Raw genomic sequence first — 13632 nt, 5'->3', positions numbered from 1 at the left:
CCGTCCTCCGGCAATGCGGCGCTATGACGCTGCAGCCAAATGTCTTTTGTCTGTATCCTCCTATCTGTGCCGTCTGTACGGTGCGACAATATTTCTCGCAAATTAACGTGACTTGTTTGCGCTTAAGCTGCGTCAAGACTTAAGTTCGGGGCAATCCTGGCCCCCGAACCGAGCGATGCCAGCGTACCGTGCTGCGCATTTCTGGACTTTCCGTCCGATCACTTGAGGTTACAAGCAAGATGGCCAAGGCCGCCGATGTCGTTGTGCAATGCCTGGAAAACGAAGGTGTCGAGTATGTGTTCGGCATTCCTGGTGAGGAAAACCTCGACCTGCTGGAATCCCTGCGCAAGTCGAAGATCAAGCTGGTACTGACCCGCCACGAGCAGTCCGCGGGCTTCATGGCTGCCACCTATGGTCGCCTGACCGGCAAGACTGGCGTCAGCCTGTCGACCCTGGGCCCTGGTGCGACCAACCTGGTAACCGCCAGTGCATACGCCTACCTGGGCGGCATGCCGATGATGATGATCACCGGCCAGAAACCGATCAAGAAGTCAAAGCAGGGCCGCTTCCAGATCATTGATGTGTGCGGCATGATGGATCCCATCACCAAGTACACTCACCAGTTCGCCTCGGCCGACAACATCCCGGCCCGTATGCGCGAAGCGTTCCGCCTGGCTGAAGAAGAAAAGCCGGGCGCTGTGCACCTGGAGCTGCCGGAAGACATCGCCGCCGAGCAGACCGACGCCCTGCCGATCCCGCGCAGCCTGCACCGTCGCCCGCTGGCCGAGCACGTGGCCATCGAAGCCGCTGTAGAGAAACTGCACAAGGCCCGTAGCCCGATCCTGGTGATCGGCGCCGGCGCCAACCGCAAGATGACCGCCAAGGTCCTCAAGCAGTTGATCGACAAGACCGGTATCCCGTTCATCACCACCCAGATGGGTAAAGGTGTGGTCGACGAGCGCCACCCGCGCTTCCTCGGCAACGCTGCGCTGTCGTCCGGTGACTTCGTCCACCGTGCCATTGAAGCCGCCGACCTGATCATCAACATCGGCCACGACGTGATCGAGAAGCCGCCATTCTTCATGGTCCGTGGTGGCACCGAAGTCATCCACATCAGCTTCCGCTCCGCCGAAGTCGATGCCGTGTACTTCCCGCAGGTCGAAGTGATCGGCGACATTGCCAACGCCGTGTGGCAGATCAGCGAAGCACTGAACGACACCGCGCACTGGGACTTCACCCGTCTGATGGCCATTCGTGAAGCGAACGAGGCGCAGATCGCCGAAGGCGCCGACGACAATCGCTTCCCGGTCTACCCGCAGCGTCTGGTCGCCGACATCCGTCGCGTGCTGCCGTCCGAAGGCATCGTGGCCCTGGACAACGGCATCTACAAGATCTGGTTCGCCCGTAACTACAAGGCGCACAAGCCGAACACCGTACTGCTCGACAACGCCCTGGCGACCATGGGCGCAGGCCTGCCATCGGCCATGGCTTCGCACCTGGTGTACCCGGACCGCCCGGTGATCTCGGTGTGCGGCGACGGCGGCTTCATGATGAACAGCCAGGAGCTGGAAACCGCAGTCCGTCTGGGCATGCACATCACCGTGGTGATCCTGCGTGACGATGGCTACGGCATGATCCGCTGGAAACAGGCCAACATGGGCTTCACCGATTTCGGCCTGGACTACGGCAACCCGGACTTCGTCAAATACGCCGAAGCCTACGGTGCCAATGGTCACCGCGTCGAAAGCGCCGAAGCCTTGCTGCCACTGCTCGAGCACTGCATCAAGACCCCTGGCGTGCACGTAATCGACTGCCCGGTCGACTACAGCGAGAACGACCGCATCCTCAACAGCGAGCTGCGTGAGCGTGCGCTGGCGGTTTAAGGCTTAAGGGCCTATTCGCGGCGGTTCGCCGCCCCGCTGAACCCGCTGCCACTGGGACCGCACAGCTTGCGAAAGTTGTGCAACCCTTGGCCGCAGGTTCAGCGGGGTGTCGAACCGCCGCAGAATGCTTTCTGCAGATCCGATCCCCCATGTGCTAGGGTGCAGGCAACTCTTCACCCCAGGATACCCGCACATGCTCCCTGCCCTCAGCGAAAAAGAACTCGCCCGCCTCGAAGACTTGCTGATCACCTACGGCAACGACTATTCGGTGCTCAACCTGGCCGAGCTCAACGGCTTTTTCACCGCCCTGGCCAGCTCGCCGGTCGACGTGCTGCCCGAGCAATGGTTGCCTACAGTCGCTGGCGGCAAGGTGCCGAAGTTCAAGAAACCCGCCCATGAAGAGGCCTACACCGCCTTGATGCTGCGCTATGCCTACCAGATCGCCGAGCAACTGGCGCAGGACCTCGAAAGCTTCGAGCCGTTGTTCGAAGAGAGCGAGGCCGAGGAGGGGCCAGCGATCATCATGGAAGAGTGGTGCTTCGGTTACATGCGCGGCACGCAGGTGGCGGGTTGGGGGGAGCTGCCGCCAGAGCAGGAGCAGTTGCTCAAGGCGATCTCACTGCATGGGCTGGAAGACAACTTCGAATTGCTCGATGCCATGAGTTTCGATGAATTGCAGGCTTGCGTGCCGCACGTGGTCGAGGCAGCGCGCGGGCTGTATCGCTATCAGAAGCAGTCGCGGCACTGACCGGCCTATTATTCCACTAGGCGAAATTATGGTTTGCTCCTCACGCTGATTCTGCTGCCCGCCGGATCAGTGCAGGATGGGTTCCACCTGGCATCACCCCGATGCCGGCCCTGGAGCCCAGCCCATGATCAAACTTTACAACTTCCCCAAGTCCGGCCACGCCCACCGCATCGAGCTGATGCTGTCGCTGCTCGGCCTGCCTACCGAACTGGTGTTCGTCGACCTGGCCAAAGGTGCGCACAAGCAGCCGGAATTCCTCGCCCTCAATCCGTTTGGCCAGGTACCGGTGATCGATGACAACGGCACCGTGATCGCTGATTCCAATGCCATTCTGGTGTACCTGGCCAGCACCTACGACAAGGCGGGCAAGTGGTTACCCCATGACCCGGTCAAAGCGGCACGCGTGCAGCGCTGGTTGTCGGTTGCAGCCGGGCCGCTGGCCTTCGGCCCCGCAGCCGCCCGCCTAGTGACCGTGTTCGGCGCTTCGTTCAACACCGACGAAGTCATTGCGCGAGCACACACCTTGCTCAAGGTGATGGACGCCGAGCTGGCCAAGTCGGCGTTCCTCGCCGGCAGCGAGCCGACCATCGCCGACGTCGCCAACTATTCCTACATTGCCCACGCACCCGAGGGCAATGTCTCGCTGGAACCCTATCCCAACGTGCGTGCCTGGCTGGCCCGGATAGAAGCATTGCCTGGCTTTGTCGCCATGCCGCGCACGGCCATTGGCTTGCAGACCAGTATCTGAGCCGCTACTCCACACGAGGACTGCCGCCATGCAGCAACTCCCCAGCCATCGCACTTCGCCCTGGCATGCCGGCGAGAAGCGCCTGCAAGAACAGGTCGGTGTTTCGGAGCGCATGGAAGTGTTCGGGCAGAAAGTCATCCGCGACTACATGCCCGACCAGCACCGCGCGTTCTACCAGCAATTGCCATTCATCGTTGCCGGTGCTGTAGACCAGGGCGGCAAACCTTGGGCGACGTTGCTCGAGGGCCCGGCAGGCTTCGTCAGCTCGCCTGACCCACGGCAATTGCTGATCGACTGCCACCCGGCCAGCGACGACCCTGCAGCGCCAGGGCTTGCTGCTGGCGGGGCCATCGGCCTGCTCGGTATCGAATTGCATACGCGCCGGCGTAACCGCATCAACGGGCTGATCGCTCAGGGTGCAAGTGGTGCGCTGCAGGTGCGGGTCGAGCAGTCTTTCGGCAATTGCCCGCAGTACATCCAGCTGCGCCAGTACACCCGTGTCGATGAACCGCAACAAGGGCGGATTGATGCGCGAGGGCTGGACGCAACGACCGCCCAGATGATCGCAAACGCGGACACGTTCTTCGTCGCCAGTTACATCGACCACGCCGACGGGCACCGTTCGGTGGACGTCTCGCACCGAGGCGGCCGCCCCGGCTTCGTTCGGGTCGAAGGCAACCGCCTGAGCATTCCAGACTATGCCGGCAACCTGCATTTCAACACCCTTGGCAACCTGCTGGAAAACCCGGTGGCCGGGCTGTTGTTCGTCGACTTCAGCAGTGGTGATGTGCTGCAAGTGACCGGGCGCACCGAGGTGATACTCGACAGCCCGCTGATCACGGTATTCGAAGGCGCCGAGCGGTTATGGACACTGGACATCGAGCAGGTGGTCCTGCGCCGGGCGGCGGTGAGTTTGCGCTGGGCCTTCGAGGAGTACGCGCCAACCAGCTTGATGACCGGCACCTGGGCCGAGGCGCAGCAGCGGCTTGAGCTGCGTGAGCGGCAACGCCAGTGGCTGACCTGGCGGGTGGCGCGGGTGGAGCAGGAGAGTCGAGACATACGCTCGTTCTATCTGGCCGCGGATGAGCCGGTGACCTTCTCGCCCGGCCAGCATATTCCCGTGCGTATCCCGCTGGGGGCCGATGCGCCGCTGATTCGCACCTACAGCCTGTCCTGCGCGCCGTCCGATGGCTACCTGCGGATCAGCGTCAAGGCGCAGGGCCCGGCGTCGCGCTTTCTGCATGAGCGTGTCAGGGCAGGGGACAGGCTGGAAGTACGCCTGCCGATGGGCAGCTTCATCCTGGACAGCGTCAGCACCAGGCCTGTCGTGCTGATCGGTGCGGGGGTGGGCATCACACCGCTGATCGCCATGCTGCGCGAGCTGTTGGCGAACGGGCAGGCGCGCCGCATCCATTTGTTCCACGGCGCCCGCAGCCTGAGTGATCTGCCGTTCCAGCAGGAACTGGCCGAACTGCGTCAGCGAGCCGGCCCTGGCTTGAGCGTGCATCGTTCGTTGAGCCAGCCTGAGGCCGAAGCCGTGCAAGGGCGTGACTTCGAGCACGTCGGGCGACTGGGCATCGAGCAGGTGAAGGGCGCGCTGGCACTGGATGATTACGACTTCTACCTGTGTGGGCCGGCCAGCTTCACCCAGGATCTTTATGAGGGATTGCGCGGCGTGCATGTGCCGGATGCCCGCATTCATGCCGAAGCCTTCGGGCCATCGACACTGCGCCGGCATGGCGACGACCAGCGCCCCACGCTACAGCAGCCGCCGGCTGCCAGCGAGCCGGTACCCGTGTACTTCGCCAGCTCGGCCAAGGAGGCGCGTTGGGCACCGGGAGCTGGGACCTTGCTGGAGCTGGCCGAGGCGCGCGGGCTGTCACCGGAGTTCAGTTGCCGGGGTGGGTCTTGCGGGACGTGCAAGACCAAGGTGGTGAGTGGGCAGGTGCATTACCCGAATCCCCCTGCCGAGATGCCGGAGGAAGGCACTGCGCTGATCTGTTGTGCCGTGCCAGCGCAGGCACTGGTGCTTGAGCTTTAAGGCAGCCGATAATCTCCCGCATCCCCGATGCTCAGGAGCGTGCATGGACCAGATCCACCTGATGAAGGTGTTCGTTGCTGTCGGCGAGCTGGAAAGCTTTGCCGCTGCCGCCCGCCGCCTGGACATCTCGCCGGCCGCCGTTACCCGTGCCGTCAGCGCCCTCGAAGAGCAGATCGGGGTCAAGCTGCTGTTGCGCACCACCCGCAGCGTGCGGCTGACCGATGCGGGCGGCCGTTACCTGGAAGACACCCGGCACATTCTCGCCAGCATCCATGAAGCCAACGAAGCTGCGGCCGGGATCAACGCCACGCCCAAGGGTGAACTGGCGATCACCGCGCCGATCCTGTTCGGCAAGAAGTTCGTCATGCCTTGTATCGTGCGCTACCTGCAGCGCTACCCCGAGGTCGATGTGTCGGCGTACTTCCTCGACCGCGTGGTGAACATGGTCGAGGAGGGCATGGACGTGGCCGTGCGCATCGGGCCGCTGCCTGACTCCGGTCTCAAGGCGCTGCGCGTGGGCCGGGTGCGGCGGATGCTGTGTGCATCGCCCGACTACCTTGCCCGATGGGGCGAGCCGCAGCACCCGTCGGACTTGCTGGAGCATGCGGTGATCGCCACTACCACCCTCTCGCCGCGCGCCGGCTGGCGCTTCGGCCTGGCCGACGAACCCACCCTGGTACGCATGAAGCCGAGGCTGACAGTGACCAGCAACGATGGCGCGATCGCTGCGGCAGTGGATGGACTGGGCGTTGCCAGGCTGTTGTCGTATCAGGTGGTCGATGAGCTGGCCAGCGGCAAGCTGAAGGTCATTCTTGCCGATTACGAGGAGGCCCCCTGGCCGATCCATATCTTGCATCGAGAGAGCAAGTACGGCTCAGCCAAGGTGCGTTCGTTCATCGACATGCTGGCGCAGGATTTGCGAGCCCGTCACCTGGATTGAGCAAGGAGATCGTACAACAACGCAGGATTCATCAGAGGCTCGCTGCGAACTTTTCGATTTCTCGGGTCATTGATATTTATTGTTGTACGACGACCTACGACATGGCACTCTTCACCTGAAACAATTTGTCTCATTTCGCCCTGCCGGCGCATGGGGCAGATCACCCGTCACTCTAAAAACAAGATTCAGGTGAACCATGAAGATCAAAGGCATCCGTTGGTGGATGGTCAGCCTTGTCACGGCCGGGCTCGTCGTCAACTACCTCGCCCGCAACACCCTCTCGGTGGCAGCTCCCACCCTGATGACCGACCTATCCATCACCACCGAGCAATACGCCAAGATCGTCGCGACCTGGCAGATGTGTTACGCCCTCATGCAGCCGATTGCTGGCTGGCTCATCGATTTCATCGGCACCAAACTGGGCTTTGCCGTCTTCGCCTTGGCCTGGTCGCTGGCCTGTGCGGGGGCCGCCCTGGCCAGCGGTTGGCAGAGCATGGCGTTCCTGCGCGGGTTGCTGGGCATGACCGAGGCGGCCGGCTTGCCGGCCGGGGTCAAGGCCACCACCGAATGGTTCCCGGCCAAGGAACGCTCGGTCGCCATCGGCTGGTTCAACATCGGCTCGTCCTTGGGCGCATTGCTGGCGCCACCGCTGGTGGTATGGGCGATCCTGCACAGTGGCTGGCAGCTGGCATTCGTCATCGTTGGCGCGTCCGGTGTGCTGTGGACCCTGCTGTGGATGCTGCTGTACAAGCATCCGCGTGATCAGCAGCGCCTGAGTGACGCTGAGCGTGACTACATTCTCAGCGGCCAGGAAGCCCACTTCAAAGCCGAGCAGCGTGAAAAGGGCGCGTGGAAGCGCATCTTCAAAACCCGCAACTTCTACGCGATCGCCTCGGCACGCATTCTTTCCGAGCCGGCCTGGCAGACCTTCAACGCCTGGATCCCGCTGTACCTGATGACCGAGCGGCACATGAACATCAAGGAAGTGGCAATGTTCGCCTGGCTGCCGTTCCTGGCTGCCGACATCGGCTGCGTGCTTGGGGGCTACCTGAGCCCAATGTTCCATCGTTACTTCAAGGTGTCGCTGTTCACCTCACGCAAGATGGTGCTGGTATTCGGCGCCAGCTGCATGATCGGCCCGGCCTGTATCGGTTTGGTCGAAAGCCCGTACACGGCGATCCTGCTGCTGTGCATTGGCGGCTTTGCCCACCAGACCTTGTCGGGGGCGCTGTATTCGATCACCTCGGATTCGTTCAGCAAGGACCAGGTGGCGACGGCGACCGGCATGGGCGGGATGTGTGGTTACCTGGGCGCGGCGCTGTTTACCCTGGTGTTCGGCATCCTGGTTACGCAAATTGGCTACAGCCCACTGTTCGTGGTGCTGGCGGCATTCGATATCGTGGCGGCAGTGCTGGTATGGAAGGTCGCACGCGAGGTGAATGGGGCTGCTTCGCCAGAGTCGTTGGCAACCTCGTCCGAGGCACTGGCGTAAGGCTTGAAGTCTTGGGGCTGTAAAGCAGCCCCAATCCCAGCCAGTCACATTGGCTGATAGTGCATCCTCAATCCCAGGCTGATCGATTCTCCCTGCTGCAACAGTCTCAATCCTGGTCGCCCTGGCAAGTGATGCGCATTGATCGGGTGGCTCACTGGCTCGAAGCAGAAGAATGGCTGCTCGTGCGGGCAGAACAACAGAAAATGTTCGGCGCCGCTGGCACTGCATAGCAGCCGATATCCCGCGCCCGGCTGCTCGATCACGCAGTGGCCGGGCCATTCGCTGAAGGCATGATCCACCGCCGTGGCCGGCAGTGTCCGTGCGCGGGCGAAATTCCAGTGATCAGGTACCTCGGCTTGCCGTGACGGCAACGCACCGTTCTCCGCCAGCCAGACGGTGCGCGCCTGCGCCTGCAATCGCGTATCAGGATGGCGCGGGAAGTAAGGATGCAGCCCGAGGCCATACCAGCTAGCCGCCGAATCCAGATGCGTGGCCTGCAGATCGATGGCAAGGCAGCCCTCATGCAGGTGCACATCTAGTGTCGCACGGTAGGCAAACGGTATTGTGCTGTCGAGGCTCAGGCGGGCGCGGTGCTCGCTGTGCTGCTCCACCTGCCAGGGCTGCTGCCAGGCACTGCCGTGGATCGGGTAGGGATCGTGCCCGGTGTTCGGTGCCAGGGCCAGCCAGCCATCGGGGCGCTGGAAGCCGCCCTCGGCGATCCGGTTGGACCAGGGGACCAAGGGGTAGCAGCCCAGGCGCCGCGGGCTGCCGCTAGCCAGGGCGGCCGCGTCGGCAGGGCGCAGCAGCGCCTGGCCGGTGGCGCTGGCCTGCCAGTTGACCAGGCTGGCGCCCAGCTCAGGGGCGATGCTCAGGCGGGTCAGCGGGTCTTGCAGGTGCAGCAGGGGGACGCTCATCAGGGCCTCCGATAGGTCAGCAGGACGATGCCGCACACCACTACGGCACCGCCAATCAATTGCAAGCCACTGAGTTGCTGGCCGAGCAACGCCCAGCCCAACAACAGGGTAGCGATGGGCTCTACGTTCATCACCGGTGCGTTCTGCGCCATGTTCAGCCTCGGCACACAGACGAACAGCAAAGTGAAGGCCACGCCATACAGCACCACCAGGCTGGCCAGTGCCACCCAGCCGGTGGAGCTGCCCGGCAGCGACAAGCCGGCAGGCATCACGCCGCTGATACCAGCGGCCAGCATGCTGGTGAACACGATCAGCAAAGTCAGCAGGCTGCGCACCGGTCCGCGTACGGCGGCCAGCTTGTGGTCGGTGATCCACAGGGCGCAGGCAAACACGCAGGCGGCGCAGAACGCCAGGCCCACACCCAAGGTCCAGTGCGGGTTGGCATCGCCACCGTCGGCCAGGCGTGCCGGAACATCCAGCGCCAGCACCAGGCCACACAGGATCAGCCCCATGAACAGCAGCGTGCGCCCGCTCGGGCGGGTACCGCCCAGTGCCCAGGTCAGCAGTGCCAGGAGCATGGGGAAGGTGTTGCCCACCAGCAGCGCCAGGGCGACCGGAATGCGTGCCACCGCCGAATACAGGCACAGGCTCTGGGTCGCGATCAGCAAGCCCAGCAGCAGCTGCCAGCGCCGTGTGCCGGCAGGCAGGCCGAGCGGCTGGCGTTGCCATAGCACCAGGCTGGCCAGCACCAGGAAGGTGATGCCCGAGCGGCAGAGAATGGCCAGCAGCACCCCGGTGTCGTCGTCGAAGGCGATGCGTGCGGCGATGTGGTTGCCGGCGAACGAGCAGGCCAGCAGCGCCAGGAGGGCGATGGCCAGTTTGCGCGGGAAGAGGGTGGTTGCAGAAGAGGGGGCAGCCATGTGCAGGATCCGTTTGCATGGGAAATCCGGGGGCTGCTTTGCAGCCCATTCGCGGGCACGCCCGCTCCCACAGGGACCACGCAATCCCTGTGGGAGCGGGCGTGCCCGCGAATGGGCCACAAAGCGGCCCCCATTGCGATTACAGGACGACGCTCGGCAGCCACAGCGAGATGGCCGGTATGTAGGTCACCGCCATCAGCACCAGGAACAGCGCCAGGTAGAACGGCAGCAACGCCTGCACCGTGGCCTCGATGCTGACTTTGCCAATCGCTGACCCGACGAACAGCACCGCACCCACCGGTGGGGTGATCAGCCCGATCCCCAGGTTGACCAGCATGATCATGCCGAAGTGCACCGGGTCCACGCCGATACCGGTAATCACCGGCAGCAGGATCGGCGTGAGGATCAGAATCAGCGGTGCCATGTCCATCACCGTGCCCAGCAGCAGGAGCATGAAGTTGATGCACATCAGGATCACGTAGCGGTTATCCGACAGGGTCAGGAACGCCGTGGTGATCTTCGACGGGATCTGCATCAGGGTCATCACATAGCCGAAGCTTGCGGCGAAGCCGATCAGGATCATCACGATCGAGATGGTGCGTACCGTGCGGTGCATCAGCTTGGGCAGGTCGCGCCACTTGTAGTCGCGATAGATGAACATGGTCACGAAGAACGACCACACCACCGCCACCGCAGCCGATTCGGTCGCGGTGAACACACCCGACAGGATGCCGCCAAGGATGATCACCATGGCCATCAGGCCCCACAGGGCTTCACCGGCAATCTTCAGCGCCTGGCGCAGCGGAATCACCTCGCCCTTGGGGTAGTTGCGCTTCTTGGCGAAGATCAGGCACAGGCCCATCATCACAGCGCTCAGCAGCAGCCCCGGCATCACCCCGGCCATGAACAGCGAAGCGATCGACACCGTCCCCCCAGCTGCCAGCGAGTACAGCACCGAGTTGTGGCTCGGCGGCGTCAGCAGGGCCTGCACCGAGCCGCTCACGGTCACGGCTGTGGAGAATTCACGCGGGTAGCCCTTGCGCTCCATTTCCGGGATCAGCACCGAGCCCACCGATGCGGTATCCGCCACCGACGAGCCGGAGATGGCACCGAAGAAGGTCGATGCGGTGATGTTCACCAGCGAAAGCCCGCCGCGCACGAAGCCCACCAGCACCCCGGCGAACGCTACCAGGCGCCGCGACATGCCGCCCTCGGCCATGATCGCACCGGCCAGCACGAAGAACGGAATGGCCAGCAGCGAAAACTTGTTAACCCCACTGGCGACCTGGATCATCATCGCCTGCAGCGGGATGTCGATGTACCAGGCGCCGATCAGTGCCGACAGGCCCAGGGCGTAGGCCACCGGCATGCCCAGCAGGATCAGCGCAATGAAGCTACCCAACAGAATGAACGCATCCATTTACGCCGCCCCCTCGTTTTCTTCAACCAGGTCGAAGCGCACCACCTTGCGCTGGCTCTGGTCGCCCAGCAGAAGTTTCTCCAGCACGAAGATCAGCGTCAGCACGCCGCCGACCGGGATCGGCGCGTAGCTCATGCCCACCCGTACGCCGGGCAGCGAGGCCATGTACTGGTTCCAGGTGGTGACGCACAGCTTGTAGCCGTACCAGGTCATGAACACGCAGACCCCCACCATCAACAGTTGAGTGAACACCGCCACCAGCCGACGCAGCGGCTCCGGCAGGCGGTCAGTGATCATCGCCACCGCCATGTGCGCGCCGGCGCGGTAGCTGGCGGCGGCGCCGATGAAGGTGAACAGCACCATCAGCAGGATCGACACCGGCTCCGGCCAGCTGGACCCGGTACCCAGCACGTAGCGGGCAAAGATGCCCCAGGGGATGATCAGCGACATGGTCAGGATCGACAGGCCGGCGACCCAGATGCAGGTGCGGTACAGCGTGTCGTTGACGCTCAGGAAAAGCATTTTCATAGGCATCACCACAGCGGCAGGGCGACGGGCGTCGCGCTGCCGAGGTCATCTTGGGAGGAGGGCCGGGGTTACTGGACCGCGTCGATACGCTTCATCAGGTCGGCATATTGCGCACCGTACTTCTCGCGCACCGGGGCGGTGGCGTCGTAGAACGGCTTGGTGTCGACGGCGATGAACTCGACACCGGCGGCCTTGAGCTTCTCTTCGCTGGCGGCGGACTTGGCGTCCCACAGTGCGCGTTCTTCCATCTGCGCTTCACGGGCAACCTTCTTCACCAGCACCTGCTGCTCAGGCGTGAGCTTGTTCCAGGTAGTCTTGGACATCACCACCGGCTCCGGCAGGATCAGGTGATTGGTCAGGGTGAAGTACTTGGCGCTCTGGTAGTGGTTGTGTTCGAGCAGGGTCGGCGGGTTGTTCTCGGCGCCGTCGATTACCCCGGTCTGCAGCGCGCTGAAGATTTCGCCGGTGTCCATGGCGATGCCATTGCCACCCATGGCGTTCATCATGTCGATGAACAGCGGGTTGCCCTGCACGCGGATTTTCATGCCCTTGAGGTCCTCGAGGCGGCGCACCGGCTTCTTGGTGTAGAGGCTGCGTGAGCCGCCATCCATCCAGGCCAGCGCCACCAGGTTGAATTCGGAGTTGGTGATCTTGTCGAGGATCTCCTGGCCGATTTCACCATCGATGATCTTGCGCATGTGCTCATGGTCACGGAACACGAACGGCATGTTGAACACGTTCACGTCCGGTACCACCGGGCCGACGATACCGAGGCTGACGCGGGTCATCTGCACGGCACCGATCTGCGCCTGCTCGATCACTTCCTTTTCCGAACCCAGCACGCCGCCGGCGAACATCTTGAAGGTGATTTCGCCATTGCTGGCCTGTTCGAGCTTCTTGCCCATGTTCTGTTCGGCGACCACGGTCGGGTAGCCGGCCGGGTGGATCTCGGCGAACTTGATGTCGAGTGCCGAGGCCGGCAATGACAGGCTGAACGCGAATGGGAGTACGGCAAGAAGCAGCTTGCGTTTGAAGGTCATGGTGAAACTCCGTGGTTTTTATTATCTGGTTTCGCGCGCGAGTGTCGGGTGCTGCGGTGTTGCATGGGCCGCGGTCAGCCGCGCCAGGCAGGTTCCTCCAGGCCTTGGACGCCGGGGTGCAGGGCAAATACGCCACCGGCCAGGGGCTGGTCGCTGAGGTCAGTGCCTGCAGGGCGGATCGAGGTGACGAACAAGGTGTCGAGGTTGGCCCCGCCGAAGGCGCACATCGCCGGTTTCTTTACCGGCACGCTGAGCGAGCGGTCGAGCCGCCCGTCGGGGGTGAACCGGTGGATCTGCCCGGCGTCGTTGCCGCAGATCCAGTAGCAGCCGTCGGCATCGATGGCGGCGCCGTCGGGGCGGCCGGGGAAGGCGCGCATGTCGACGAACAGCCGCTGGTTGTGCGGGGTGCCGCTGTCGGTGTCGTAATCGAAGGTCCAGATCTTCTGCACGTTGGGATGCGAGTCCGACAGGTACATGCGCGTGCCGTCCGGGCTGAAGGCCAGGCCGTTGGGCACGATCATGTCCTTGAGCTGCTGGTGCAAGCGGCCCTCGCCATCGAGCCGGTACAGCGCGCCGACATGGGCGCCTTGCTGCATGTCCATCAACATGCTGCCGGCCCAGAACCGGCCCTGGCGGTCGCAGCGGCCATCGTTGAAGCGCATGCCGTGGTGCGGGTGTTCGACTGCGGCGAGCCGGCGGCTGTCGAGGTGGCCGTCGGCCTGGGCCCGCAGTTGGAAGATGCCGCTTTCCATGCCAGCGATCCAGCCCCCTTCGCTGCGGGCGATGCAGGCGAGCATCTCGTCACCCTGCCAGACCTGATGGGCGCCGTCCTGCCAGCGGTGCAACTGGCGGGCCGGAATATCGACCCAGTACAGGGCCTGTTCGCTGGGGTGCCATACAGGGCTTTCACCGGTGCCATTGCGGGCGTCGACGATCAGTTCGCAGTGCATGCTGGAGC

Annotated in this window: 12 protein-coding genes; 6 read left to right on the top strand and 6 right to left on the bottom strand. The window is 63.5% G+C overall.

Features of this window, described 5'->3' with window-relative positions:
- Positions 1-239 precede the first annotated feature (239 nt).
- The 6 genes from APH33_RS13335 (at position 240) to APH33_RS13310 (ending at position 7852) form a co-directional block, all read left to right on the top strand.
- Positions 240-1883 carry an acetolactate synthase large subunit gene (locus APH33_RS13335; RefSeq protein WP_054885603.1) on the top strand — a complete coding sequence of 548 codons (1644 nt, stop codon included), beginning with the start codon at positions 240-242 and terminating at the stop codon, positions 1881-1883.
- 193 nt (positions 1884-2076) lie between these two features.
- Positions 2077-2631 (top strand): UPF0149 family protein, encoded by a 555-nt coding sequence (locus APH33_RS13330; protein ID WP_054885602.1) that lies wholly within the window; start codon positions 2077-2079, stop codon positions 2629-2631.
- A 124-nt stretch (positions 2632-2755) separates the two neighbouring features.
- Positions 2756-3379: a glutathione S-transferase family protein gene (locus APH33_RS13325; RefSeq protein WP_054885601.1), complete on the top strand. Its 624-nt coding sequence runs from the start codon at positions 2756-2758 to the stop codon at positions 3377-3379.
- 28 nt (positions 3380-3407) lie between these two features.
- Positions 3408-5420 (top strand): pyridoxamine 5'-phosphate oxidase family protein, encoded by a 2013-nt coding sequence (locus APH33_RS13320; protein WP_054885600.1) that lies wholly within the window; start codon positions 3408-3410, stop codon positions 5418-5420.
- Positions 5421-5463: 43 nt separating this feature from the next.
- Positions 5464-6360 carry a LysR family transcriptional regulator gene (locus APH33_RS13315; RefSeq protein ID WP_054885599.1) on the top strand — a complete coding sequence of 299 codons (897 nt, stop codon included), beginning with the start codon at positions 5464-5466 and terminating at the stop codon, positions 6358-6360.
- A gap of 196 nt (positions 6361-6556) precedes the next feature.
- A complete protein-coding gene (locus APH33_RS13310) occupies positions 6557-7852 on the top strand; it encodes an MFS transporter (protein ID WP_054885598.1) in 1296 nt (431 codons plus the stop codon).
- A gap of 44 nt (positions 7853-7896) precedes the next feature.
- Here APH33_RS13310 and APH33_RS13305 read toward each other — a convergent pair whose 3' ends face one another.
- The 6 genes from APH33_RS13305 to APH33_RS13280 form a co-directional block, all read right to left on the bottom strand.
- Positions 7897-8766, bottom strand: a complete 870-nt coding sequence (locus APH33_RS13305) for an aldose 1-epimerase (RefSeq protein ID WP_054885597.1) — start codon at positions 8764-8766, stop codon at positions 7897-7899.
- The gene (locus tag APH33_RS13300) at positions 8766-9686 is read right to left on the bottom strand and encodes a DMT family transporter (protein ID WP_054885596.1); all 921 of its coding nucleotides are present in this window, start codon (positions 9684-9686) and stop codon (positions 8766-8768) included. The genes APH33_RS13305 and APH33_RS13300 overlap by 1 nt, the downstream gene beginning before the upstream one ends.
- Positions 9687-9825: 139 nt before the next feature.
- Positions 9826-11106, bottom strand: coding sequence for a TRAP transporter large permease (locus APH33_RS13295; protein WP_054885595.1), 1281 nt, complete (start codon positions 11104-11106; stop codon positions 9826-9828).
- Complete coding sequence (locus tag APH33_RS13290) at positions 11107-11634, bottom strand: TRAP transporter small permease (protein ID WP_054885594.1); 528 nt, start codon at positions 11632-11634, stop codon at positions 11107-11109.
- Positions 11635-11702: 68 nt separating this feature from the next.
- Positions 11703-12674 carry a TRAP transporter substrate-binding protein gene (locus tag APH33_RS13285; RefSeq protein ID WP_054885593.1) on the bottom strand — a complete coding sequence of 324 codons (972 nt, stop codon included), beginning with the start codon at positions 12672-12674 and terminating at the stop codon, positions 11703-11705.
- A 74-nt stretch (positions 12675-12748) separates the two neighbouring features.
- Entirely contained in the window at positions 12749-13624 is an 876-nt protein-coding gene (locus APH33_RS13280; protein ID WP_054885592.1) for an SMP-30/gluconolactonase/LRE family protein, read from the bottom strand.
- Positions 13625-13632: the final 8 nt, after the last annotated feature.

Source organism: Pseudomonas sp. NBRC 111130, from assembly GCF_001320485.1.
In the GTDB taxonomy this organism is placed as follows: domain Bacteria; phylum Pseudomonadota; class Gammaproteobacteria; order Pseudomonadales; family Pseudomonadaceae; genus Aquipseudomonas; species Aquipseudomonas vlassakiae.
Note: the sequence above shows the minus strand (reverse complement) of the source record. Positions and strands in the feature narration are given on the sequence as shown.

What these genes read in the sequence shown, in the direction of transcription:
- APH33_RS13335 (WP_054885603.1), top strand. Translation starts at nt 240, where the DNA reads ATGGCCAAGGCCGCCGATGTCGTTGTGCAATGCCTGGAAAACGAAGGT.
- APH33_RS13330 (WP_054885602.1), top strand. Translation starts at nt 2,077, where the DNA reads ATGCTCCCTGCCCTCAGCGAAAAAGAACTCGCCCGCCTCGAAGACTTG.
- APH33_RS13325 (WP_054885601.1), top strand. Translation starts at nt 2,756, where the DNA reads ATGATCAAACTTTACAACTTCCCCAAGTCCGGCCACGCCCACCGCATC.
- APH33_RS13320 (WP_054885600.1), top strand. Translation starts at nt 3,408, where the DNA reads ATGCAGCAACTCCCCAGCCATCGCACTTCGCCCTGGCATGCCGGCGAG.
- APH33_RS13315 (WP_054885599.1), top strand. Translation starts at nt 5,464, where the DNA reads ATGGACCAGATCCACCTGATGAAGGTGTTCGTTGCTGTCGGCGAGCTG.
- APH33_RS13310 (WP_054885598.1), top strand. Translation starts at nt 6,557, where the DNA reads ATGAAGATCAAAGGCATCCGTTGGTGGATGGTCAGCCTTGTCACGGCC.
- APH33_RS13305 (WP_054885597.1), bottom strand. Translation starts at nt 8,766, where the DNA reads ATGAGCGTCCCCCTGCTGCACCTGCAAGACCCGCTGACCCGCCTGAGC.
- APH33_RS13300 (WP_054885596.1), bottom strand. Translation starts at nt 9,686, where the DNA reads ATGGCTGCCCCCTCTTCTGCAACCACCCTCTTCCCGCGCAAACTGGCC.
- APH33_RS13295 (WP_054885595.1), bottom strand. Translation starts at nt 11,106, where the DNA reads ATGGATGCGTTCATTCTGTTGGGTAGCTTCATTGCGCTGATCCTGCTG.
- APH33_RS13290 (WP_054885594.1), bottom strand. Translation starts at nt 11,634, where the DNA reads ATGAAAATGCTTTTCCTGAGCGTCAACGACACGCTGTACCGCACCTGC.
- APH33_RS13285 (WP_054885593.1), bottom strand. Translation starts at nt 12,674, where the DNA reads ATGACCTTCAAACGCAAGCTGCTTCTTGCCGTACTCCCATTCGCGTTC.
- APH33_RS13280 (WP_054885592.1), bottom strand. Translation starts at nt 13,624, where the DNA reads ATGCACTGCGAACTGATCGTCGACGCCCGCAATGGCACCGGTGAAAGC.